The 21,253-nt window shown below is 73.4% G+C and carries 20 protein-coding genes and 1 pseudogene; 11 read left to right on the top strand and 10 right to left on the bottom strand.

Annotated features, from left to right (window positions below; genetic code table 11):
• Position 1: 1 nt before the first annotated feature.
• Together ACIBW6_RS21765 and ACIBW6_RS21770 are read right to left on the bottom strand one after the other, a co-directional pair.
• Complete coding sequence (locus ACIBW6_RS21765; protein ID WP_399061981.1) at positions 2 to 187, bottom strand: lysine biosynthesis protein LysW; 186 nt, start codon at positions 185 to 187, stop codon at positions 2 to 4.
• A gap of 77 nt (positions 188 to 264) precedes the next feature.
• Positions 265 to 1,416, bottom strand: a complete 1,152-nt coding sequence (locus tag ACIBW6_RS21770; protein WP_399061983.1) for an isopropylmalate synthase — start codon at positions 1,414 to 1,416, stop codon at positions 265 to 267.
• 227 nt (positions 1,417 to 1,643) lie between these two features.
• Here ACIBW6_RS21770 and ACIBW6_RS21775 point away from each other — a divergent pair, with 227 nt between their 5' ends.
• Positions 1,644 to 2,357: an arylmalonate decarboxylase gene (locus ACIBW6_RS21775; RefSeq protein WP_399061985.1), complete on the top strand. Its 714-nt coding sequence runs from the start codon at positions 1,644 to 1,646 to the stop codon at positions 2,355 to 2,357.
• 8 nt (positions 2,358 to 2,365) lie between these two features.
• Here ACIBW6_RS21775 and ACIBW6_RS21780 read toward each other — a convergent pair whose 3' ends face one another.
• From ACIBW6_RS21780 to ACIBW6_RS21795, 4 genes are all read right to left on the bottom strand, one after another.
• On the bottom strand, positions 2,366 to 3,055 hold the full coding sequence (locus tag ACIBW6_RS21780; protein ID WP_399061987.1) for a response regulator transcription factor: 690 nt from the start codon (positions 3,053 to 3,055) through the stop codon (positions 2,366 to 2,368).
• Between the two features lie 130 nt (positions 3,056 to 3,185).
• On the bottom strand, positions 3,186 to 4,289 hold the full coding sequence (locus tag ACIBW6_RS21785) for a transposase (protein ID WP_399061989.1): 1,104 nt from the start codon (positions 4,287 to 4,289) through the stop codon (positions 3,186 to 3,188).
• A gap of 418 nt (positions 4,290 to 4,707) precedes the next feature.
• The gene (locus ACIBW6_RS21790) at positions 4,708 to 5,940 is read right to left on the bottom strand and encodes an MFS transporter (protein WP_399061991.1); all 1,233 of its coding nucleotides are present in this window, start codon (positions 5,938 to 5,940) and stop codon (positions 4,708 to 4,710) included.
• The gene (locus ACIBW6_RS21795; RefSeq protein WP_399061993.1) at positions 5,937 to 6,557 is read right to left on the bottom strand and encodes an SDR family oxidoreductase; all 621 of its coding nucleotides are present in this window, start codon (positions 6,555 to 6,557) and stop codon (positions 5,937 to 5,939) included. Before ACIBW6_RS21795 ends, ACIBW6_RS21790 begins: the two co-directional genes overlap by 4 nt.
• 439 nt (positions 6,558 to 6,996) lie before the next feature.
• Between ACIBW6_RS21795 and ACIBW6_RS21800 the strand changes: the two genes are divergently transcribed.
• The 3 genes and pseudogenes from ACIBW6_RS21800 to ACIBW6_RS21810 all read left to right on the top strand — a co-directional run.
• Positions 6,997 to 10,503 carry an AfsR/SARP family transcriptional regulator gene (locus ACIBW6_RS21800; RefSeq protein WP_399061995.1) on the top strand — a complete coding sequence of 1,169 codons (3,507 nt, stop codon included), beginning with the start codon at positions 6,997 to 6,999 and terminating at the stop codon, positions 10,501 to 10,503.
• 97 nt (positions 10,504 to 10,600) lie between these two features.
• Positions 10,601 to 10,867, top strand: coding sequence for a hypothetical protein (locus tag ACIBW6_RS21805; RefSeq protein ID WP_399061997.1), 267 nt, complete (start codon positions 10,601 to 10,603; stop codon positions 10,865 to 10,867).
• Between the two features lie 21 nt (positions 10,868 to 10,888).
• Positions 10,889 to 11,014: pseudogene (locus ACIBW6_RS21810) on the top strand (TauD/TfdA family dioxygenase); the annotation flags it as partial.
• Between the two features lie 61 nt (positions 11,015 to 11,075).
• Here the strand turns inward: ACIBW6_RS21810 and ACIBW6_RS21815 are convergent.
• Positions 11,076 to 11,996 (bottom strand): NADP-dependent oxidoreductase, encoded by a 921-nt coding sequence (locus ACIBW6_RS21815; protein WP_399061999.1) that lies wholly within the window; start codon positions 11,994 to 11,996, stop codon positions 11,076 to 11,078.
• 322 nt (positions 11,997 to 12,318) lie between these two features.
• On the bottom strand, positions 12,319 to 12,852 hold the full coding sequence (locus ACIBW6_RS21820) for an EF-hand domain-containing protein (protein ID WP_399062001.1): 534 nt from the start codon (positions 12,850 to 12,852) through the stop codon (positions 12,319 to 12,321).
• Positions 12,853 to 13,188: 336 nt separating this feature from the next.
• Between ACIBW6_RS21820 and ACIBW6_RS21825 the strand changes: the two genes are divergently transcribed.
• From ACIBW6_RS21825 to ACIBW6_RS21835, 3 genes are all read left to right on the top strand, one after another.
• The gene (locus ACIBW6_RS21825; RefSeq protein WP_399062003.1) at positions 13,189 to 13,944 is read left to right on the top strand and encodes a (5-formylfuran-3-yl)methyl phosphate synthase; all 756 of its coding nucleotides are present in this window, start codon (positions 13,189 to 13,191) and stop codon (positions 13,942 to 13,944) included.
• Between the two features lie 35 nt (positions 13,945 to 13,979).
• Positions 13,980 to 15,068, top strand: a complete 1,089-nt coding sequence (locus ACIBW6_RS21830; RefSeq protein ID WP_399062102.1) for an NAD(P)-dependent alcohol dehydrogenase — start codon at positions 13,980 to 13,982, stop codon at positions 15,066 to 15,068.
• Between the two features lie 89 nt (positions 15,069 to 15,157).
• Positions 15,158 to 16,051 carry a class I SAM-dependent methyltransferase gene (locus ACIBW6_RS21835; protein WP_399062005.1) on the top strand — a complete coding sequence of 298 codons (894 nt, stop codon included), beginning with the start codon at positions 15,158 to 15,160 and terminating at the stop codon, positions 16,049 to 16,051.
• Positions 16,052 to 16,258: 207 nt separating this feature from the next.
• Here the strand turns inward: ACIBW6_RS21835 and ACIBW6_RS21840 are convergent, their stop codons facing one another.
• Positions 16,259 to 17,146 carry a helix-turn-helix transcriptional regulator gene (locus tag ACIBW6_RS21840; protein WP_399062007.1) on the bottom strand — a complete coding sequence of 296 codons (888 nt, stop codon included), beginning with the start codon at positions 17,144 to 17,146 and terminating at the stop codon, positions 16,259 to 16,261.
• Positions 17,147 to 17,371: 225 nt separating this feature from the next.
• Here ACIBW6_RS21840 and ACIBW6_RS21845 point away from each other — a divergent pair, with 225 nt between their 5' ends.
• The 3 genes from ACIBW6_RS21845 to ACIBW6_RS21855 all read left to right on the top strand — a co-directional run bounded on the left by ACIBW6_RS21845 (position 17,372) and on the right by ACIBW6_RS21855 (position 19,049).
• Positions 17,372 to 17,692, top strand: a complete 321-nt coding sequence (locus ACIBW6_RS21845) for a carboxymuconolactone decarboxylase family protein (protein WP_399062009.1) — start codon at positions 17,372 to 17,374, stop codon at positions 17,690 to 17,692.
• A 68-nt stretch (positions 17,693 to 17,760) separates the two neighbouring features.
• Complete coding sequence (locus ACIBW6_RS21850; protein ID WP_399062011.1) at positions 17,761 to 18,195, top strand: cupin domain-containing protein; 435 nt, start codon at positions 17,761 to 17,763, stop codon at positions 18,193 to 18,195.
• Positions 18,192 to 19,049, top strand: coding sequence for an aldo/keto reductase (locus ACIBW6_RS21855; RefSeq protein ID WP_399062012.1), 858 nt, complete (start codon positions 18,192 to 18,194; stop codon positions 19,047 to 19,049). Before ACIBW6_RS21850 ends, ACIBW6_RS21855 begins: the two co-directional genes overlap by 4 nt.
• A 98-nt stretch (positions 19,050 to 19,147) precedes the next feature.
• On the opposite strand, the gene ACIBW6_RS21860 is transcribed toward ACIBW6_RS21855, so the two are convergent.
• Positions 19,148 to 20,056, bottom strand: a complete 909-nt coding sequence (locus ACIBW6_RS21860) for a helix-turn-helix transcriptional regulator (protein ID WP_399062014.1) — start codon at positions 20,054 to 20,056, stop codon at positions 19,148 to 19,150.
• Positions 20,057 to 20,270: 214 nt separating this feature from the next.
• Between ACIBW6_RS21860 and ACIBW6_RS21865 the strand changes: the two genes are divergently transcribed.
• Positions 20,271 to 21,248 carry an aldo/keto reductase gene (locus ACIBW6_RS21865; RefSeq protein ID WP_399062016.1) on the top strand — a complete coding sequence of 326 codons (978 nt, stop codon included), beginning with the start codon at positions 20,271 to 20,273 and terminating at the stop codon, positions 21,246 to 21,248.
• The last annotated feature ends 5 nt before the right edge of the window (positions 21,249 to 21,253 follow it).

The following is a 21,253-nucleotide window of genomic DNA, read 5'->3' on the forward strand; positions in this document are numbered from 1 at the left end:
CTCACTGACCCCAGTCGCGCAGCTGGACCTCGACGGTCTCCAGGGTCAGCACACCGTCGACGACACTCTCGACACGCAGCGTCAGCAGGCACTCGGGGCAGGACAGGGTCTCGCCCGGGCCGACCGGCGGCACGGTCAGGTCCGTCTCGCACTCGGGGCAGACGCCGGAGAGGGTGGCGGTGGTCATGAAGCACTCCGATGGTGGGTGGGGCAGGGAAGTAGCAGGAAGGGTCAGCAGAAGGTGAGGGGGCCGCGGGAGAGTGGTCAGGCGGCGGTGAAGTCGACGGCGGCCTTGCGGATGGCGTCGCGGTCGAGCAGCGGGCGGCCCGCCTCCTCCTGCCGTGCGGCCAGCCACGGCGTGAAGGCGGTGACGTCGACGTCGAGCCCCGAGTCGGTCAGGGCCCAGCCGACCAGGGCCGGGGTGAGCCGGGTGCGTACCTTCAACTCGCGCGTGTTGCCGACGAGTTCGGCGGGCAGGGTCTCGTACGCCTCCGGGTGGGTGAGCTGACCGGGGAGTTCGTAGGCGAAGGCCTGCGCCGTGGTGGGACCCGGCTGGAACGCCTCGCCGAGCCGGGCCCCGCGCAGCGCCAGCCGGGACAGTTCGGTGAGGTGGCTCAGGTCGAAGCGGGTGTCGCCGTGGATGACGCGCAGCGCGGTGAGCAGTTCCGCCAGCGGCGCGTTGCCGCCGCGCTCGCCGATGCCGCCGACGGTGGCGGAGACCCATTGCGCTCCGGCGCGCACGGCGGCCAGGGAATTGGCGACGGCGAGGCCGAGCATGTTGTGCGAGTGGATCTCGATCTCGGCGCCGTCGATGGCCGTGAGATCGCCGATCACCTTCTCCATCTGCCAGGGCGACAGATAGGCGACCGTCTCGGCGAGCCGGAAGCGGTCCGCGCCGGCCTCGAACCCGGCGGTCACGTACGGCACGAGCCGCGCGGCCGGGGTACGCGCCCCGTCCTCACCGCTGAACGTGACGTGGAACCCGCGCTCCTTGGCCTGCCCGACCGCCGAACGGACCAGGGCGGTCAGGAGCTTGGCACTGGACGTGCCGAGCTTGAGCACGGCGTGCTGCTCCGAGGTCGGGATGGAGTACATCACGTGCCGCACACCGAGCCGTTCGGCCTCGTCGAGCGCCGTGGCGACCTGCCGCCGGTCACGGACGACCACCAGCGTCATGCTGCGCTCGGGGCCCACCTCCTCGTGCGTGGCGAGGACCAGGCCTGCGTCCTTGGAGCCCGGCCCGGAGACCATGCCGACCTCGACGAGGTCGACGCCGGTGGCCACGAGGAGGCGGGCGATCGCCGAGGCGTCCCGCGGGCCGAACTCGACGCCCGCCATGTGCGCGGAGTCACGCAGCGTCGCGTCGGATATCCGGGGCGACACCACCGCTGCCCGGGCGCCTTCCACTCCTGTCATGTCACTCTCTCCTTTTCGTCTCCGCGCATTCGGTCCAGGGGTGCGGCGCGGCACTGGGAACAGCCTCCGATTCCACCGGCACGAAAAGCAACACGAGCCGGGTGAAGCCTTGAGAAGAAGTGTCAAGGAATGTCAGGGACGCAAACCCGCGCGAGAAAGGGGTGGGGCCGCGACAAATAGTCGACGGAATCCCTCCCCGTGTTTCCGGCGCGTTCTACTGTGCGACCATGGACCTTTTCCCGCTGCCCCGCCTCGGCATAGTCGTGCCGCCCGAGAACCCCACCGCGGAACCGGAGTTCCACCAGTTCCTCGGCGGCCGCGTCAACGTGCACACCGCGCGCTTCCCCCGCACTCCCGGGCTGGCGCTGCGCCGGATGCTGGAGACCTACAACGACGTCCTCCCGGACACCCTCGGCTCCTTCGGCGCCCTGCGGCTCGACGCGGCGGTGGTGGCGTGCAGCGCCTCGCACTACCTGCTCGGCCCGGACGGCGACCGGGAGTTCTGCGCGCGCCTGACGGCACGCTTCCGGCTCCCGGTGGCCTCCTCCACGCAGGCGGTACTGGCGATCGCCGCCGGGCTCCGGCTCCGCCGGGTGACCCTCGTGTCGCCCTACGAGCCGTGGCTGACGGACACCTCGCGCGCCTTCTGGGAGCAGGCCGGTCTCACGGTGGACGACGTGGTGCGGGTACCGCTGCCCGACGGCCGGCACGACCCGTACCGGGTGACGGCCCTCGACCTCCTGGACCGGCTGGACACCGCGCTGCCGGACGACGACCGCCCGCTGCTGTTCACCGGGACGGGCATGGGCACGCTTGCGGTCCTCGGCGAGCTGGAGCGGCGCAGGCCCGGACGGATCGCGCTCACCTCCAACCAGGCGTCGGCCCGCTGGGCGCTGCACACGGTGGGACGTGACGCGCGCGCGTCCGGAGCGGCGGCCTGAACCCGGACTCAGCCATCGGCGGCGCGACCCACCGGGCGCACGTGTCCCATCCGGTACCCCACGCCGCGCACCGTGATGATCCAGCTGTTGGCGCCGAGTTTCGCACGCAGGCTGCTGACGTGGGTGTCGATCGTGCGGCTCGCGTGCCCCCAGTCGCTGTCCCAGATCCGGGCCATGAGCTCCTTCCGCGAGACCACCGTCGCCGGGGTCGCCGCCAGCAGGTAGAGCAGCGCGAACTCCTTCGCGGTGACCGGCACCAGCCGCTCGGACACGCGTACCTCCTGGGTGCGCGGGTCGAGATGGAGGGGGTGCAGCGCGATGGGCGCGGCCGCGCGCACGGCGGGCCGGGCCCGGCGCAGCACCGCTTCCGCGCGGGCTGCCAGCTCCCGGAACCCCCAGGCCCGCACCACACAGTCGTCGGCACCCGCCTGGAGGGCTAGCACCCGGCCCAGCTCGTCCTCGCCGTCGGCGATGGCGATCAGCGGCACGTCGCCGTCGTCACGCAGTGTCCGGCAGACCCGTAACCCGTCCACGTCGGGCAGTTCGAGCGAGAGCAGCACCAAGTCCGCGTCCCGGTGGGCCCGCAGCGCCATCGCACCCGTGCCGACGCTGCGTGCCGCGTAGCCCTGGCGCCGCAGATTGCGGACGGTCTCCTCGGCGATGTCCCGGTCCCGCTCCACCACCAGCACGCTCCTCATGACCGTGTCCGTCCTTCCCCGTCGTCGTCCGTCGTTGTCGTTCGTCGTAAGTCGTCTGTGCGGGCCTGGGCCGGCCCAGGCCGGGCCCGCGGATGGTGCGGCGCGGGCGGCGCCGCCGTGCCGCGCTGTCTCACCGCTCCGTACCTGGGTCGCCGGCCGGCAGCCTCGCCTGCGCGTACGCGGCGGAGAGCAACGTCATGTGGTGGTGCCAGCCCGGGAAGGAGCGGCCCGTGAAGTCGGCCAGTCCATACTGCGCGCGCAGTGACGCCAGCGTCTCGGCGGTACGCACCCGGGCGGGCAGCAGCGCCAGCACCTGCTCGGCGCCCGCGTCCGCGAGGTCGGTGAGCCAGTGCCGGGCGGCTCCGGCCCCGCCGGGAGGCGCACAGCCGAGCAGCCGGTACGCGCCACCGGGACCGAAGCCGGGCAGGCGGACCGGGCCCGGGTGGGCGTGGACCGCGGGGTAGGGCCGGCGCCGCAGCAGCGGCTCCAGGAGCGCGCCCGCGGTGCTGGTACCGGGGCGGGCGTGACGCAGCTCCAGGTCCGGCGGCACTTCGGCGACGACGGCGCGGCCCAGCCGGGCCAGCGCGGCCAGGACCGTCCCCGCTTCGGCGTACGGCGTCAGATCGAGGACCCAGGGCAGACCGGCCGGGCCGGTCCGGGCGGGGTCCCCGGTGGCCAGGTCCAGGATGTGCAGGCCCGCCGGGCGCGGCAGCTCGGTACGCGGCACCCGCGCGCGAGCGCGCAGCGAACGGTCCGCCGCCCAGGGGCCGTCCAGGACCAGGTGCCAGTCGACGGGGAAGGACGCGCCCGGCGCGGCGAGGAACAGGCCGAGCGCGCGCTGACCGTGCACGGCACGCCCGTCGGCCGGGTCGGGCCGGGTGTGCACGCCCACCGTGTGCGCTCCCGTCTTCGGCAGCACGACGTCCGCCACCGTCCACGCGTACGGGCGAGTGCGGCCGGCCACGAGCCCGGCGAGACGGGCCCGCACCGGACGCCACTCCCACGGACTCGCGTGGACGAACTGGTGCAGCCCCTTCGCCGCCGCGGGCGGCAGGTGCGCCGCCCGGACCAGCCGCAGCGGCGTCTTGCGTCCGGGAGCGAGGGCGAGGGCGCGCAGATAGGTCTGCGCCCAGCGCCGCTGCTCGGCACGGCGCAGCGAGGCGAACACCTCCGCCGTGAACTCCCGCAGCGCCGCGTCGCCGTCCTCGCGGGTCCCGGCCTCCCTCGCCCCCATGTGACGCGCGCCCCCCTCGTGATCGCCGGACGCAAAAAATACCGCCCACGGGCGGTATTTCGGTCACATGATCGAGGACTTTCCCATATTGGCCTCTGATCAGCGCCAATACGGGTGGCGGTACGTGCGGCGAGCGCTTTCCGGGCCGCCGGGCGGGGTTTGCGGGGGCGCCGCGGAAGGGGCTCTGACCAGCCTATTGCGGCTCATGTCAAAACCATGTGAACGGAATGCTGCGGGTCCATTGCTGTGTGACAAGTGTCTGACGGGAATCTGTCCGCGCCCCGGCGGCGACCTTTTCCCTCTCGTGGTCGAGGGCCGGGCGGCCCGGAAAGCTCCTCGGACGGATGGCTGGATTCCCGGCGGCTCCTTGGACGGCCCTGTGCGACGGGCCGTCCAAGGAGCCTGGCGTCGGGGACGGTCAGGCGCCGTCGCGGCGCGCGGCAGGGAAGCCGTGCGAGCGGGCGTAGAGGACCACGACGAGGACCGGCGCGAGCAGCCCCAGCAGGGTCCACGGGAAGGAGTCGCTCCCGGCTGTGTCCAGGAGCACTCCGCCGATCACGCCGCCCGCGGCCATGGCCACGTTCCACAGCGTCACCAGCATCGCCTGGGCGCCGTCGGCGTGGTCGCCGCCCGCCTCGCCCGCGGCCGTCTGCAACAGCGTCGGCACGCCGCCCCAGCCGAGCCCCCACAGCACGGCCGCCAGGTACACGAAGGCCGTGTGCTCGGCGAACACGGCCAGGACGGCGGCCGCGACCGCCACCAACAGGGTGCTGACGACCGTCAGTTGCCGGAGCTGCTGGTGGATGCGGGCACCGACCACCCAGATGCTCGCCAGCGAGGCGGCGCCGAAGACCAGCAGCACCAGGTCGGTGTCGTCACCCAGGCCGAGGTCGTCGAGGAACGTGGCCACGTACGCGTACAGGATGGTGTGGGCCAGGACGAAGACCAGCGTGACGAAGAGCACCGGCGGCACGCCCGGTACCCGCAACGCCCGCAGCATGCCGGGGCGTTCGCCGTCCCGCTGCCCGGGCTGGTCGGGCACGGCCGCCACGATCCACAGCAGCAGCACCAGGGTGAGGCCGGTCATCGCCAGGAACGCCACCCGCCAGTCCGTCACCTTGCCCAGGAACGTACCGGCGGGCACGCCCAGCGAGAGCGCGACAGGGATGCCGGCCATGGCGATGGCGATGGCGCGGCCCTGCAGGTGTGCCGGCGCCAGCCGCCGCGCGTACCCGGCGAGCAGCGCCCAGGCGAGGCCGGCCGCGACCCCCGCAACGAAGCGCGCGACCATCGTCAGTCCGTACACGGAGGAGACGGCGGTGACGCTGTTGGCGACGGCGAACCCGGCCATGGCCGCGAGCAGCAGGCGCTTGCGGCGCCAGCCGGAGGTCGCGGCGGTCAGCGGGATCGCCGTCAGGGCGGTCCCGAGCGCGTAGATGGTCACGGTCTGGCCGGTGGCCGATTCGCTGACGCCCAGGTCACCGCTGATCGCGGGGAGCAGCCCGGCGGGGAGCGTCTCGGTGAGGCTGGTGATGAAGACGGCGGTGGCCAGCGCCAGCAGCGCGAACAGCGGCAGCTTCTGTGGGTCGCCGGGCTGCTGCGCGTCCGGCTGCGCGGGCGCGTCGGCCGCGGTGTCCGGTGCGGTGCTCATGGTTGCTTGCTCCAGGGTTCGTCGAGCGGGGGGACAGGCGAATCGGTCGGGGGAGGGGGAAGGGAGGCCGGACCGCGGCCGAGACCGCCGTCCACCGGCAGCCGCGCCCCGGTGGTGAATGTCGCGTCCGTGGCCAGGAACAGTGCGGCCCGCGCCACTTCCTCGGCGGCGCCGAGCCGGCCCAGCGGTGGCAGCGGCGCCGGAGGCTCGTGCGAGGCCGCGATACACGCCGGGACGACGGCGTTGACCCGGATGCCCAGGTCCGCCAGGTCCGTCGCGAGGGTGTGCGGTTCCGTACCGGAGGGCTCCGCGGCGGTGAGCACCACGGCGGCGCCCGGTCGCAGCCTGGGCAGCAGGGGACGGGCGAGTGCGGCCGTCGCCGCGAAGAGCCAGTCGACGGAGGGGCCGGGGCCCTCCGCGTCCCACAAGGCGTCGAGCGCGGCCGGGTCGACGATGCGGGCGGCGGTGCCCAGTTCGGCGCCGAGCCGGCCGTGTTCGGAGGCCGGGGCGACGACCAGGACGCGGGCCCCGCCCTCCACGAGCCGCTTCGCGATGGCCAGGCCGGTCGGCGCCGGGCCGCCCACGACCATGGCCCTGCGGCCTCCGTACCTGGTCATGCGCCGGTCACCCTTTCCGTGTCTCTGTGCCGCTGTGTCTCCGTGCCGGTGTGGCGGTGTGGCGGTGTGGCGGTGTTGTGCTCTCCCGGTCTCCGGGGGCTCCTGCGGACCCGCTGTCCCGGTGATGCGGTGCCTCGGTGCCTCGGTGCCTCGGTGCCTCGGTGCCTCGGTGCCTCGGAGATCCGACTGTGCGCGACGCCGCTTCGGGAATCCTTCGGATCCGCTTCGGGCGGCCGTGCCGCACGGTTCGGGCGACTGTGCCGCACGGTTCGGGCGACCGTGCCGCACGGTTCGGGCGGCGCCGAAGCACCTGCGAACCCTTCCTTCCGCGGCACCCTCGTGCGGCCCGCCGCGCCCTCGCCTGGCCGGCCGCACCCTCGCGCGGCCCGCCGCCCCGGAGGCGGAGCGCGCGTCCGGCCCGCCGGATAGGGTGATCGTCATGCAGTTCGGGGTGCTCGGACCACTCGTGGTCCACGACGACGACGGGCAAGAGGTCACGGTCCCCGAGGCCAAGGTCCGCGCGCTGCTCGCGATGCTGCTGGCCCAGGACGGTGGGACCGTCCCGGCGGACCGGCTGATCGACGCCCTGTGGGAGACCCGGCCGCCGGCCAACCCGCCCGGCGCCCTCCAGGCCCGCGTCTCCCAGCTGCGCCGTGTCCTCGGCAAGACCCGTGTCGTGCACCGCCCGCCCGGCTACCACCTGGACCTGCGCGCGGACGAGGTCGACGCCGCACGGTTCAGGGAGCTGACGGCCCGGGCCGCCGCCGCACCGGCCCCCGCCGACCGCGACGCCCTGCTGACCGGGGCGCTGGAGCTGTGGCGCGGACCCGCGTACGCGGACTTCGCGGACGCCGACTTCGCCCGTCCCGTCGCCGACCGCCTGGCCGAGGAGCGGCTCACCGCCCTGGAGGAGCGAGCCGCGGCCCGCCTTGAGCTGGGCGACCACACGTCACTCGTAGGGGAGTTGACGGAACTCGTCAGCGCCCACCCCCTGCGGGAACGCCTGCGCGCCCTGCACCTACGTGCCCTGTACGCAGCCGGACGCCAGAGCGAAGCTCTCGCCGGTTATGAGGAGTTGCGCGTCCGGCTCGCCGAGGAGCTGGGCGTGGATCCCGGCCCGGAACTGACCGCGCTCCACACGGCGTTGCTGCGCCAGGACCCGAGGCTCGCCCCACCGGCGGGCGCACGAGCATGGCCACCGCCCGGCGCGCCGAACTCCTCGTGGACTCCCCCTGCCGGGCAGGTGTCGCCGCGGACTCCGTCCGACCCGCCGACGCCCACCCCGGCGCACCCCACCGCGCCGGGCAGCCCCTCGCCTGTGGCGGACGCCCCTCGCAGCCAGCCCGGCAGCCCCTCTCTCACCCGATCCGGTGACCTTCCCGCCCCACCGGGCGACCTCCCCACCCCTCTCACCGCCCTCATCGGCCGGGACGGCACAGTGGCTCAGGTCCGCCAACTCCTCACGTCCGCACGGCTGGTGACTCTCACCGGTCCCGGTGGTGTCGGCAAGACGCGTCTCGCGATCGCCGCCGCGGCGGAGACCCCGGACAGCTGGCTCGTCGAGTTGTCGGGCCTGCGCTCCGGCTCGGTCGCGGACCTCGCCGACGTCGTCGCCACCGCACTCGGCGTACGCGACGACGCAGGACCCACCCGCACGGCAGCCCCCACCGCGACGGCCACACCCGGTTCCAAAGCCACACGCACACCGACATCCGGTTCCACCCCCATGCCCGCGTCCACGCCCCCCGACAGCGGCAGCGCGCCCTCTCCCGCCCAGTCCCTCACCGCCGCGCTGCGCGACCGCCGTGCCCTCCTGGTCCTGGACAACTGCGAGCACGTGGTCGACGCCGCCGCCGGACTCGCCGCCCGCCTCCTGTCGGCCGCCCCCGGGCTGCGCGTGCTCACCACCAGCCAGGAGCCGCTCGGGCTGACCGGCGAGGCCGTCGTCCTCGTCGAACCGCTGGCCGCGCCGGACGCGGTGCGCCTCTTCACCGAACGCGCCGCCGCCTCCGCACCGGGCTTCTCCGCCGACCCCGCGGCCGCCGGACCCGCCGAACGCGCCGCCGTCGCGGAGATCTGCCGCCGCCTCGACGGCATCCCGCTCGCCCTGGAACTCGCCGCGACCCGCGTCCGCGCCCTCGGCGTCCAGGCACTCGCCGCCCGCCTGGAGAACCGTTTCCAGGTGCTCACCAGCGGTCGGCGCGACGCCCCGGCCCGGCAGCAGACCCTGCGCGCCGTCATCGACTGGAGCTGGGAGCTGCTCAGCGCCCCGGAACGGATCGTGCTGCGCCGCCTCGCCGTCTTCAGCGACGGCTGCGACCTGGCGGCGGCGGAGGCCGTCACCGCGGGCGACGGGGTGACCGGAACCGAGGTGCTCGACCTCGTCACCCGGCTCGTCGACCGTTCCCTCGTCGTCGTGGCGAGCGGCCCGGCCGGCCCGCGCTACCACCTCCTGGAGTCCGTGGCCGCGTACGCCGTCGAGCGGATGCACGAGATGGCCGACCTCACCGCGACCCGGCGCCGCCACCTCGCGTACTACCTGGAGCTCGCCGAACACGCCGAGCCCGGTCTGCGCGGCCCCGAACAGCGGCACCGGCTCGGCCAGTTGGACGCAGAGGCGGGAAACCTGCGCGCCGCCCTCGACACGGCCATGCGCCTGGCCGCCGCCGGAGACAGCGCTCCCGCCGAGCGCCTCACCGGCGCCCTCACCTGGTGGTGGCTGCTGCGCGGCCGCCTCACCGAAGCCCGCCGCGCGCTGGGCGCGGTCCTCGGCCATGTCTCGCCCGCCGCGCCCGAGCCGCCCACCGAACTCCTGCTCCTGCTGCGGGCGTTCACCCTCCTCACCGAGGGGCGCGGCACCGAAGCCGCTCGCGTCCCGGCCGACGGCTGTGCGCCCGGCGCCCCCGACCCGGTCCGGCGCGCCCGCGCGCTGTGGCTCTGCGCGTACGGACTCTTCAGCGCGGGTGGCGCCCACGACGCCGACACCCTCAACTCCACCGCGCTGCGCCTGTTCGCAGCGTTCGACGACACCTGGGGGACAGCGGCAGCCCTGGGGCTGCGGGCCCGGCTCGCGCTGGACCGGGGCGACCTCGCGGGACTGGACCGCGACGGCCACCACGGCGCCCGGCTCTTCCGTGAACTGGGAGACAACTGGGGTGAGTTGCAGACAGTGCCGCCCCTCGCCACCCTCGCCGAGATCAAGGGGGCGTACGAGGAGGCCGAACGGTTGCAGCGGGACGGCCTGCGCATCGCCCGCGACCTGGGCCTGCCTGCCGAGGTGTCCGCGCGCCTGTCCGGACTCGGGCGGCTCGCCCTGCTCGCCCGGGACTGGGACCGTGCCCGCGCCCTGCACCGGCAGGCCCGCGCGATCGCCGCCGAGCAGGGGTACGCGTACGCCGAGATCCACGCCGAGATGGGCCTGGCCCTCGGCGCGCGGCGGTCCGGCGACCTCGCTGCCGCGCAGGATCACCTCGCGCGGCTGCGCGACGGGTTCGCCCAGGCGTCGTCCCCCGCGGGCGAGCACCTGCGCCTCGCCGAACTCGGTTTCCTCGCCGAACTCCGCTCCCGTCCCGACGAGGCGATCGCCCTTCACCTGCGCGGCCTCACCGTGGCCCGGGCCCTCGACGAACCCCGCGCCCTCGCGCTCTCCCTGGAGGGCCTGGCCGGCGCGCTGACGACCCGCGCCCCCGAAGCGGCGGCCGCCCTCCTCGGCGCGGCCGAGGCCGAACGCCGCGGCGTCGACGCCCCGTTGCCGCCCGCCGAACGCGGCGACGTGGACCGGATCGCCGCGGCACTGCGCACCACGCTCGGGCCTGCCGCGTACCGGAGTGCCTTCGACCGCGGCTCCCGGGACGGCGGCGAGCACACCTTGCGGCGCTGGAAGGACCGACTCACCCCGGCTCCGGACCCGGCGGCCGGTCAGGAACCGCCACGAGCCCGCTCTTGACACGCGCGTGGCAGCCGCGTGAAAGCGCCATTGCAGTCTCGTGCTCTTCAACTGCCCTGCTGCGACCGGCACTTGGCGTCTCACTAGCTTCGGCCCCATGTCGATCACAAGCAGCGTCGCCCCCTTCGAGGTCGTCCGGACCGGACCGCGCTTCGGCGCCGAGATCACCGGAATCGACCTGACCGCCCCCATCGACGACACCACCGCCGACGCCCTGCGCCAGGCCTTCCTCGACCACAAGGTGCCGTCGAGTCGCTGCCCTACGAGGTGGCGCCCGAACTCGGCGGTCACATGCTCTGGGCGGATCTGCAGGCCGCGTACGACGACCTCTCCCAGCCCTTCAAGGAGCTCCTGGCATCCGTGAGCGCGCGGCTGGCGCCCCGGCGACTATGTCTGCTGGGACAACCGCGCCACCTGGCACTACGCCATCGACGACTACGGCGACGGGGCACGGGTCTATCGCAAGGTCATCGGCGTGGAGCCGTCACCCGCGGCGGGTACGCCTTCCTGACCCCCCGGGCGCGGGCGGCTGAAGGTGCCCGTAGGCCGCTCGGCCGGCCTACGGCGATCGGTCAGTCCTCGGTGACGCGGATGATCGTCTTGCCGTGGACGCGTTCGGACGGTGCGAACGCCGAGGCCGTCTCGGCCAGTGGCCGCACGGCGCCGACGAGCGGCTGGAGGCGCCCGTCCCGCAGTCGCCGGGCGAGGTGGGCGAGGCGGGAGCGGTCGGGTTCGACGACGAAGAAGACGGCCCGGCCGTCGCGCGGGTGGACGGTGACCGGCTCGGCGATCGTCACCAGGGTGCCGCCGGGGCGGACCAGGGCCGTGGAACGCTCGAGGATCTCACCGCCGATCACGTCGAACACGACATCGACCTCGCCGGCATCCTCCAGCTTCTCGGCCTCCAGGTCGACGAACGCGTGCGCGCCGAGACCGAGGGCGGTGTCGCGGTCACCGGCGCGGCCGGTGGCGATCACCCGGGCGCCCGCCTCGCGGGCCAGCTGGACGGCGATCGAACCGACGCCGCCCGCGGAGCCGTGGACGAGCACGCTCTGGCCGGTGCCGAGGTGGCCGTGGTCGAACAGCCCCTGCCAGGCCGTCAGCCCGGAGATCGGCAGCGCGGCGGCCGTGACGTGGTCGATGTCGGCCGGGAGCGGGGCGAGATTGCGGGCCTCGACCGCCGTGTACTGGGCCAGCGAACCGTTGCGGGTCCAGTCGGTCAGGCCGAAGACACGCTGCCCGACCGTGAGCCCGGTGGTGCCGTACCCGAGCTCGGTGACCACGCCGGACAGCTCGTGCCCGGGCACGCTCGGCGTCCGGTCGCGGCCGGCCCGGTCGGTCCAGGTGCCGGGCCACTCCAGCTCGCCCGGGGTGAACCCGGCGGCGTGGACGCGCACGATCACGTCGTTCTCGGCGGCATGAGGGTGGGGCAGTTCGGAGAGCGTCAGGCCGCTGACACCGGCGGCGCGGTCCTGAACGGTGATGGCTTGCATGGGAGGTTCCTCGGAGTAGGGGGACTGAGGAGCGGGGCTCGCGGCCGCACTTACGAGCCTAGAAGAGAAGTGGCATGACCAGCTGGGCCATTTGTCCCTCGTTCCAGTGGGCCACTGACCGGACTGTGCTCGCGGCGACGGCCTCCCGCTGACGCCACGAAGTCGGGGCGACGAAGCCGCGGCCATGAAGCCGCGGCCATGAAGCCGGGGCCCGCTCCATCGGAAGCGGGCCCCGGCACGCCGGTCGGGCCGGACCCGGTCGGATCACACCGGTCGGGCCGGACCCCGTCGGATCACACCGGTCGGACCGGGCCGGTCGGATTCAGGCCGCCACACCGGCCGCCAGCAGATCCGCCGGGACGCCGCCCTTGTCGGGCGCGTAGTAGTTCTTGATCTCGGCCTCCCAGACGTCGACCCGGATCCGGTCGGCGGCATCGGGCTCGAACGCGTCGAACAGAGCCTCGATGTTGGCGAGTTCGAAGCCGACGCCCCGCATCATGCCGATGAAGACGGGCCGGGTGACCGTGCCGCTGCCGTCCACGTCACCGAAGTGCGAGAAACCGGCCGCGAACGCGTCGACGGCCTCGTTGAAACGCTCCGGCGACAGGACGCACGCCTGGAACTCCTCGTACGTGATCCGGCCGTCCCCGTCGGCGTCGAGTTCACGGACCAGCGTCTCCCAGTACTGCTGGAAACTGGCGCGCATCGCCCGCGTGCGCTCCTGGTCGGCGTCGGGCACCGCCGCGGCGACCCGGTCGCTCATCAGTGTGAAGTCGTCGTCCTCCAGGACCCCGTTGCCGTCGGCGTCGAACAGCTTGAAGACCAGCTTCACACGTGTGACTGCTTCGGCACGCATGTATGTCCACCTTTCATGTGTCCAGGAGACGGCCGCTCCCGGCCGGCCGAGCAGCAACTATGCGGGTCCCGGGACCCGGCGCTCCGGGAAGACCGGCAGGGCATCAACAGAAAGAGTGAAGATGGCACGGCGGCGGCATGAACGCCCCGGGGAACCGGTTGCACCGGCGTGCACGGCGCACGCGCACCGCGGCCGGCACCTCGCTCGCTCTTCTTGCGCCCTACCGGTGGCCACGGGCCGCCGCTGATGATGACGACACCGCGAGAGACGCCAGCGCGCTCGCCCGCCCGGCCCGCATGCGCGGGCCTCGCGGTGCGGCGCGGAGAGGAGAGCACGTTGTTACTTCTGATCTCCCCGGACAGTGTCGAGGAAGCCGTCGAGTGCGCGAAGGCGGCGGACCATCTCGACATCGTGGACGTGAAGAGACCCGCGGAGGGCTCGCTCGGCGCGAACTTCCCCTGGGTCATCAAGGAGATCCGCGCGGCGGTCCCCGCCGCCACACCGGTCTCCGCCACCGTGGGAGACGTGCCGTACAAGCCGGGCACGGTGGCGCAGGCCGCCCTCGGCGCGGCCGTCTCCGGAGCCACGTACATCAAGGTCGGGCTCTACGGCTGCACGACGCCCGAGCAGGCCGTCGACGTCATGCGCGGCGTCGTGCGGGCGGTGAAGGAGTACCGGCCGGACGCCTTCGTCGTCGCCTCGGGCTACGCCGACGCCCACCGCATCGGCTGCGTCAACCCGCTCGCCCTGCCCGACATCGCCGAACGGTCGGGTTCCGACGCCGCCATGCTCGACACCGCGATCAAGGACGGGACGCGCCTCTTCGACCACGTACCGCCGGACATCTGTGCGGAGTTCGTGCGCCGGGCCCACGCGGCCGGGCTGCTCGCCGCCCTCGCGGGCAGCGTGAAAGCGGGCGACCTCGATGCGCTGACCCGCATCGGCACGGACATCGTGGGCGTGCGCGGTGCGGTCTGCGAGGGCGGCGACCGCGACGCCGGCCGGATCGTCCCCGAGTTGATCGCGGCGTTCCGGGCGCAGATGGACCGGCACGCCGGGGAACACGCGGCCGCCGCCGTCGCCGCGGGCTGACCGCGCACATGGCGAGCGAGTGCGACGACGGGGCGATGACGTTCGACGCGGCCGTCCTGCGTTCCCCCGAGGCCCGGTTCGCCGTCGAGAAGGTGCGGCTGCGCGCGGGACCGGCCGGCGACGAGGTCCTCGTACGGATCGCCGGCTGCGGGATGTGCCGTACGGATCTCGCGGTCCGGCGGTCGGGAGGACGCTCACCGCTGCCGGCGGTCCTCGGCCACGAGGGCGCCGGGACCGTGGTGGAGACGGGCGGGCCGCACACCGGCCTGGACAAGGGCGACCACGTCGTCCTGAGCTTCGACTCCTGCGGCCGCTGCCCGAGCTGTCTGCACGCGGCCCCGGCCTACTGCGGCACCTTCGCCGAACTCAACCTGTTCGGCGGGCGCGAGGAGCACGCCGACAGGTTCACCGACGCGGCGGGGCAGGCACTGGCGCCGCGCTGGTTCGGACAGTCGTCGTTCGCCGCGTACGCGGTGGTCCCGGCCCGCAACGCCGTACGCGTCGACGCGTCTTTGCCCGTCGAACTGCTCGGCCCCCTCGGCTGCGGGTTCCTCACCGGCGCCGGGGCGGTCCTGAACTCCTTCGGCGCCGGACCGGGGCAGACCGTGGCCGTCCTCGGCGCCGGCGCGGTCGGCCTGGCGGCGGTCATGGCCGCCACCGCCTCGGGCGCCCTGACCGTGGCCGTCGACCAGCACCCCGAACGGCTCGCCCTCGCCGAGCGCTACGGCGCGGCCCCCCTGCCCGCCACGACCACCGACCTGCCCACGCGCATCCGTCGACTCACCGACGGCGGGGCGCACTTCGCCCTCGACACCACGGCCGACCCCGCACTGATCAACGACGCCCTGCGGTCCCTGCGCCCGACCGGCCACCTCGGCCTGGTGGCACGGCTGCACACCACCTTGCCGATCACCCCCGGAGCGCTGGACCGCGGCCGGCGCATCTCACACATCTGCGAGGGGGACGCGGTGCCCGGCCTGCTGATCCCGCGGCTCATCACCCTGTGGCAGGCGGGCCGCTTCCCGTTCCACGAGCTGATACGCACGTACCCCCTCGCCGCCATCAACGAGGCCGAACGCGACTGCGCAGCGGGTCGCGTCGTCAAACCCGTCCTGCTGCCGTAGGAACGGCGCCGACGAGCACAGCACACGCGAACGATGAGCGCAGCGCCTGGCCGCCATGCGCACCGCACCCGGCAACCGACGGAGGACATGTGGTCGCCACCACGCAACAGGACACCGGCGTCGACGGGGGAGTGGGCGCGACCGCGCTCCTCGTCGCCGCCGCCCGGGCCATCGAGACCCACCGCCCCGACAGCCTCGCCCAGGACGACTTCGCGGAACACTTCGTGCGCGCCGCCCCGGCCTCCGCCGGATGGCCGACACGCTTGCAGGACGTACCGGACGGGGACGCCAACCCGCTGTGGGGGCGTTTCGCGCGCTACTTCGGTCTGCGGACCCGGGTCCTGGACGACTTCGTCCTCCAGGCGGTGCACTCGGCGGGCGCCCGCCAAGTCGTGCTGCTCGGCGCGGGGTTGGACACGCGGGCCTTCCGGCTCGACTGGCCCACCGGCAGCGTCGTCCACGAGGTCGACCGGGCGGAGGTCCTCGCCTTCAAGCACGAGGTGCTCAGCGCAGCGGCGCCCACCGCGAAGGCGGCCCGGGTACCCGTCCCCGTCGACCTGCGCGCCGACTGGGCCACGGCACTCGCCGACTCCGGCTTCGACAGCGCCGCCCCGAGTGTCTGGCTTGCCGAAGGACTGCTGTTCTACCTACCCGCCGACGCGGAGACGTCCCTGATCGCCACCGTGGACCGGCTGAGCACACCCGGCAGCGCCCTGGCGTACGAGGTCAAACTCGAACCGGACCTGATGACCTACCGAGACAGCCCGCTCTACCTGGCGACGACCCAGCAGATCGGCATCGACCTGCTCGACCTCTTCGCGAAGGAACCGCGGCCCGACTCCGCGGGCACGCTCGCGGACACGGGGTGGGCCACGTCGGTGCACACGCCCTTCGAGTTCACCCACCGGCACGGACGCGGTCCGCTGCCCGAGCCGAACGACGCTCTGGCGGGCAACCGCTGGGTGTTCGCGTACAAGCCCTGACCGCGCCGGCCGGCTCCGGGTGCCGGCGGGGCCCTCCGAGGCCCCGGCCTGCCTGACGGCGGCTCAGGCACGGTGACTCCGGCACGGCGCCTTAGGCACGACGACTCAGGCACGGACTCAGGCACGACGGGGCCCGCACGGCATGGTCCACGGAAGCCCCGGACCGCCAGGTGTCCGGGCCGCGATGCCCCCGGCGCGGATCGCGGATCAGGAGCGGGCGGAGTCCTCGTGGTCGGCCAATTCGTCGTGCGTGGCGGCCCAGGAGGCGAGCAGGCGCAGGGCGTCGTGGTCGGGTGTGCCGGGCTCGGCGGTGTAGGCGGTCAGCGTGAGGCCGGGGTGCGCCGGCAGCTCCATCGCGTCGAAGTCGAGGGTGAGTTCGCCGATGGCCGGGTGGCGGAAGGACTTGCGGCCGGTGTGGTGCAGGCGCACGTTGTGCTTGGCCCACGCGGCGCGGAACTCGTCGCTGCGGGTGACGAGTTCGCCCACGAGGCCGGTCAGCCCGGTCTCGCCCGGAGCCCGGCCGGCCTCGGTGCGCAGCAGGGCGACGGTGGTGTCGACGGAGGTGCTCCAGTCGGGGAAGAAGTCGCGGCTGGTGGGGTCGAGGAACTGGAAGCGCGCGATGTTGACCGGGCGGGCCGGCCCGCTGAACAAGGGGGCGTAGAGGGCGCGCCCGAGCGGATTGACGGCCAGGATGTCGAGGCGTCCGTTGCGGATGAAGGCCGGAGCGTCGGTCATGGAGTCCAGGACGCGGGTGAGACTGGCCGGGACCGGGGTCCGCGGCTTGCGGGTGGCGCGGCGGGGTGGGCGACGGCGCTGGGCGGCTGCCAGATCGTGCAGGTGGGCGCGTTCGGCCTCGTCGAGCTGGAGGGCCCGGCAGAGGGCGTCGAGGACCTCTTCGGAGGCGCCGGCGAGCTGACCGCGTTCCAGGCGGACGTAGTCGTCGATGCTCACACCGGCCAGCAGGGCGACCTCCTCACGGCGCAGTCCGGGCACCCTGCGCTTGCCGCCCCCGAAGTCGGGCAGGCCGGCCTGGCGCGGACTGATCTTGGCGCGGCGGGTGGCGAGGAACTCGCGGATCTCCTGGGCGGTGTCCATGTCCGCCAGGCTAGACGCGGCCCGCCGGAGCTGGGGGGTCCTGTCGGTACCTGTCACAGCAGTGCCTTCCGCACCGCCGTGAGCTGCGGTTTCCTCGATGGTGTCAGCGGACGCGGTCCGAGCCCGCAGGCGGGGGCACCCGGCTGCGGATGCCGCCCGGCGCGGGAGGCCCGACGGTGGGAAGGGCCGCGTCCACATGGTCGAACCATCGCAAGGAGTCACCTCATGGCGAAGCAGTCCGCACCCCGGGAACTGGCCGGCATCGCGCCGAAGCTGGTGGAGGTCACCGACGAGGTGCTCTTCGCGGACGTGTGGGAGCGGCCCGGCCTGTCCCCGCGGGACCGCAGCCTGGTCACGGTGAGCGTGCTGGCCGCGCTGTACCGCAGCGAGCAGCTGCCGTACCACCTGGGCGTGGCGCTGGACAACGGACTCACGGTGGAGGAGCTGTCCGAGGCGATCACCCAGCTGGCCTTCTACGCCGGATGGCCGAACGCCATGACCGCGATCACCCGGCTGAAGCAGATCGCGGACGAGCGTTCCGCCTGACCACGGCGGACCCAGCGCCCCGCGGCCCCACGGGCGGCGGGGCGGACCGAGCAAAGGAAAGAACGGAAATGGCTGTCCACGACTTCGCGCAGATCTTCCCGCTGGGGGAGAAGAACGACGCCTTCGCGCAGTACTTCACCGGCCAGAGCTATCTGGCGCCGCTCGCCTCGGGAAACGTTCCCGTCAGCAACGTCTCCTTCGAACCGGGCTGCCGCAACAACTGGCACATCCACCACGGCACGGCCGGCGGCGGTGACCAGATCCTGCTGTGCACGGCGGGCAGCGGCTGGTACCAGGCCGAGGGGGAGGCGCCCGTCAGCATGGAGCCGGGCACCGTGGTCCGGGTCCCGGCGGGCACGAAACACTGGCACGGCGCGAAGGCGGACACGTGGTTCTCCCACGTCGCCTTCATCACGCCGGGCGACGACGTCAGCAACGAATGGCTGGAGCCGGTCACCGACGAGGTGTACGGCAAGCTGCCGAAGAACGGAGCGCACGCATGACCGTCCTCGACGAGACCTACACGCTGTCCAACGGCGTCGAGATCCCCAAGCTGGGACTCGGCACCTGGTTCATCGACGACGACAAGGCCGCCGACGCGGTCCGCGTGGCCGTCGAGACCGGCTACCGCAACATCGACACCGCTCAGGCGTACGGCAACGAGCGCGGTGTCGGCGAGGGTGTCCGCACGTCGTCGGTGCCCCGCGAGGAGCTGTTCGTCTCGACCAAGCTCGCCGCGGAGATCAAGGACTACGACCGGGCGGTCGCCGCGATCGACGGCTCCCTGGAGAAGCTGGGCCTGGACCACGTCGACCTGCTGCTGATCCACAGCCCGCAGCCGTGGGACGACTTCCGGGGCGGCGACTACGCCGAGGGCAACCGCGAGGCATGGCGGGCCCTGGAGGACGCCCACCGGGCCGGCAAGGTCCGCTCGATCGGCGTCTCCAACTTCCAGCAGCACGACCTGGAGAACATCGCCCAGGGTGCGAGCGTCACCCCGCACGTGAACCAGCTGCTCGTGCACGCGGGCAACACCCCCTCCGATCTGCTCGCCCACTGCGCGAGCAAGCAGATCCTCGTCGAGGCGTACTCGCCGATCGCCCACGGCGCGATCCTCGACAACGCCGAGATCCAGGAGATGGCCCGGAAGTACGGCGTGTCCGTCCCCCAGCTGTGCATCCGCTACACCCTGCAACTGGGCACCGTGTCGCTGCCCAAGACGGCCGACCCCGACCACATGCGGTCCAACGCGGCGGTCGACTTCGAGATCTCCGAGCAGGACATGGACGCCTTGCGCGGGCTGCGCGACGTGGACTACGGCGAGCACAGCGCCTTCCCCGTCTACAGCGGCAAGTGACCTCGGGGCCCGGCGGACGATTCGACGGGTTCGACATCGACAGAGGGGCGGTGCCCTTCACCGAGGGGCTCGTGCCGGAGGACCTGGAGGAGGTGTCCCTACGACGGCCCGCCGCTGGTGCTCGGGGCGGGGCCGGGGTGTCCGGCGGGCCGGGGCGCGGTCATGTCGAGCAGGAGCAGTGCGTCCTGGTCGGGGCTGCCGGGCTCGGCCGTGTACACGCCGATCCGCTGCCCCGGAGTTCCCTCGACCTGCAGGGACTGCGAGATGAGGGTGACCGTCCCGACCAGCGGGTGGTGGAACGTCTTGTGGGCGGGCTTGCGGCCGGTGACTTCGTAGCGCTCCCACAGGCCCGCGAAGTCGGGGCTCTTGAGGAGGAGCTCGCCGACGAGACGCGTGAGATCGGGCGCGTCCGGCGCCGTGCCGGCGAGGGCGCGCAGGCGGGCGACGCACGCGGTGATCTGCCGGTCCCAGTCGGTGAAGAGGTCGCGGGCCGCCGGGTGCAGGAAGAGGTAGCGGGCCAGGTTGCGGTGGTTGGCGGGCCACTCCTCCAGACCCGCGTACAGGGCGAGGCCGCCGGGGTTCCAGGCGAGCAGGTCCATGCTGCGGCTGATGACGTACGCGGGGTTCGGGCGCAGCGACTCCAGCAGCACCTTCAGGTGGGGGCGCACGGTGCGGCCGGGCGCGGGCGGTGGCTCCGGCATGTACCGGGCGGCGCGGGCGGCGAGCTCGCGCAGGTGCTGGTGCTCCTGCTCGTCCAGGTGCAGGGCGCGGGCGAGCGAGTCGAGGACGGCGGGGCTGGGCCGGGTCTCCTTGCCGCGCTCCAGACGCACGTAGTAGTCGATGCTGATGCCGGCGAGGGTGGCCAGCTCCTCGCGCCGCAGACCGGGGGTGCGGCGGATGCCGGTGCCGACGCTGAGGCCGACGGCCTCGGGACGGGTCCGGGTGCGGCGGGCGCGCAGATAGCGGCCCAGCTCGGCGCCCTCGCTGTGCGCGCTCGTTGCTGCCATGACCCCAGTCTCACCCGGCGGCCACCCGTCCCGCGCGGTCGTGGGGGGCCCTGTCACTACCCCCGAAGAGCTCGCCCTGCCACATTCCCGCGATCCGGGCGAAGGTGGATGACGAGGACGACGCCCCGCGGTGTCCCCCGGCTACGACCGGCACCACCTGCCCCGGCCGGGCGACAGCGCGGGGGCGGACACACCATCGGACGAAGAAGGCAGAATGCGCTACGTCAACCTGCGTGACCTGGAGGTCTCCCGGATCGGACTGGGCGCCATGGGCATGTCCCACGGCTACACCGGCTCGGGCACCGACGACGCGGAGTCGATCAGGACCGTGCACCGGGCCCTGGAGCTCGGCGTCACCCTCATCGACACCGCCGAGATCTACGGCCCCTACACCAACGAGGAACTGCTCGGTCGGGCGCTGAAAGGGCGCCGGGACCAGGTGGTGCTCGCCACCAAGTTCGGCCTGGTATCGCACGGCGGCGACGGCGCGGGGAACCTGGACTCCGGCCCGGCCAACATCCGCACCGCGGTCGAAGGCTCCCTGAAGCGGCTGGGCACCGATCACATCGACCTGTACTACCAGCACCGCGTCGATCCGAACACGCCGATCGAGGAGACGGCCGGCGCCGTCGGCGAACTGATCGCCGCGGGCAAGGTCCGCGCCTTCGGGCTCTCCGAGGCCGGCCCGGACACCATCCGCCGGGCCCACGCCGTCCAGCCCGTCACCGCGGTCCAGTCCGAGTACTCCCTGTTCACCCGGGGTGTCGAGGAGCGCGTGCTGCCCGTCCTGCGGGAGCTGAACATCGGCCTGGTGCCGTTCTCCCCGCTGGGCCGCGGTGTCCTGACCGGCACCGTGCGCTCCACCGACCAGTTCGACGAGAACGACTTCCGCCGCGGCAACCCCCGCTTCACCGGCGACAACTTCCGGCACAACCTCGCACTGGCCGACGAGGTCACGGCGCTCGCCGACGAGGCCGGTGCCACGCCCGGTCAGATCGCGCTGGCCTGGCTGCTCGCCCAGGGCGACGACATCGCCCCGATCCCCGGCACCAAGCGCGTCAGCCGGGTCGAGGAGAACACCGCCGCCGACGCGGTCACCCTCACCGCCGAGCAGCTCGACCGGCTCTCCGGCCTGCCGCCCGCCGCCGGCGCCACCCACAACGAGGCCCAGGCCCGGATGCTCGAACGCTGACCCCC

The organism is Streptomyces sp. NPDC049813, assembly GCF_044465085.1.
Classification (GTDB): Bacteria; Actinomycetota; Actinomycetes; order Streptomycetales; family Streptomycetaceae; genus Streptomyces.

Bases quoted from the DNA above. Each gene is read 5' to 3' on its own strand.
- ACIBW6_RS21765 (WP_399061981.1), bottom strand. From the start codon at position 187: ATGACCACCGCCACCCTCTCCGGCGTCTGCCCCGAGTGCGAGACGGAC.
- ACIBW6_RS21770 (WP_399061983.1), bottom strand. From the start codon at position 1,416: ATGACAGGAGTGGAAGGCGCCCGGGCAGCGGTGGTGTCGCCCCGGATA.
- ACIBW6_RS21775 (WP_399061985.1), top strand. From the start codon at position 1,644: ATGGACCTTTTCCCGCTGCCCCGCCTCGGCATAGTCGTGCCGCCCGAG.
- ACIBW6_RS21780 (WP_399061987.1), bottom strand. From the start codon at position 3,055: ATGAGGAGCGTGCTGGTGGTGGAGCGGGACCGGGACATCGCCGAGGAG.
- ACIBW6_RS21785 (WP_399061989.1), bottom strand. From the start codon at position 4,289: ATGGGGGCGAGGGAGGCCGGGACCCGCGAGGACGGCGACGCGGCGCTG.
- ACIBW6_RS21790 (WP_399061991.1), bottom strand. From the start codon at position 5,940: ATGAGCACCGCACCGGACACCGCGGCCGACGCGCCCGCGCAGCCGGAC.
- ACIBW6_RS21795 (WP_399061993.1), bottom strand. From the start codon at position 6,557: ATGACCAGGTACGGAGGCCGCAGGGCCATGGTCGTGGGCGGCCCGGCG.
- ACIBW6_RS21800 (WP_399061995.1), top strand. From the start codon at position 6,997: ATGCAGTTCGGGGTGCTCGGACCACTCGTGGTCCACGACGACGACGGG.
- ACIBW6_RS21805 (WP_399061997.1), top strand. From the start codon at position 10,601: ATGTCGATCACAAGCAGCGTCGCCCCCTTCGAGGTCGTCCGGACCGGA.
- ACIBW6_RS21815 (WP_399061999.1), bottom strand. From the start codon at position 11,996: ATGCAAGCCATCACCGTTCAGGACCGCGCCGCCGGTGTCAGCGGCCTG.
- ACIBW6_RS21820 (WP_399062001.1), bottom strand. From the start codon at position 12,852: ATGCGTGCCGAAGCAGTCACACGTGTGAAGCTGGTCTTCAAGCTGTTC.
- ACIBW6_RS21830 (WP_399062102.1), top strand. From the start codon at position 13,980: ATGACGTTCGACGCGGCCGTCCTGCGTTCCCCCGAGGCCCGGTTCGCC.
- ACIBW6_RS21840 (WP_399062007.1), bottom strand. From the start codon at position 17,146: ATGGACACCGCCCAGGAGATCCGCGAGTTCCTCGCCACCCGCCGCGCC.
- ACIBW6_RS21845 (WP_399062009.1), top strand. From the start codon at position 17,372: ATGGCGAAGCAGTCCGCACCCCGGGAACTGGCCGGCATCGCGCCGAAG.
- ACIBW6_RS21850 (WP_399062011.1), top strand. From the start codon at position 17,761: ATGGCTGTCCACGACTTCGCGCAGATCTTCCCGCTGGGGGAGAAGAAC.
- ACIBW6_RS21855 (WP_399062012.1), top strand. From the start codon at position 18,192: ATGACCGTCCTCGACGAGACCTACACGCTGTCCAACGGCGTCGAGATC.
- ACIBW6_RS21860 (WP_399062014.1), bottom strand. From the start codon at position 20,056: ATGGCAGCAACGAGCGCGCACAGCGAGGGCGCCGAGCTGGGCCGCTAT.
- ACIBW6_RS21865 (WP_399062016.1), top strand. From the start codon at position 20,271: ATGCGCTACGTCAACCTGCGTGACCTGGAGGTCTCCCGGATCGGACTG.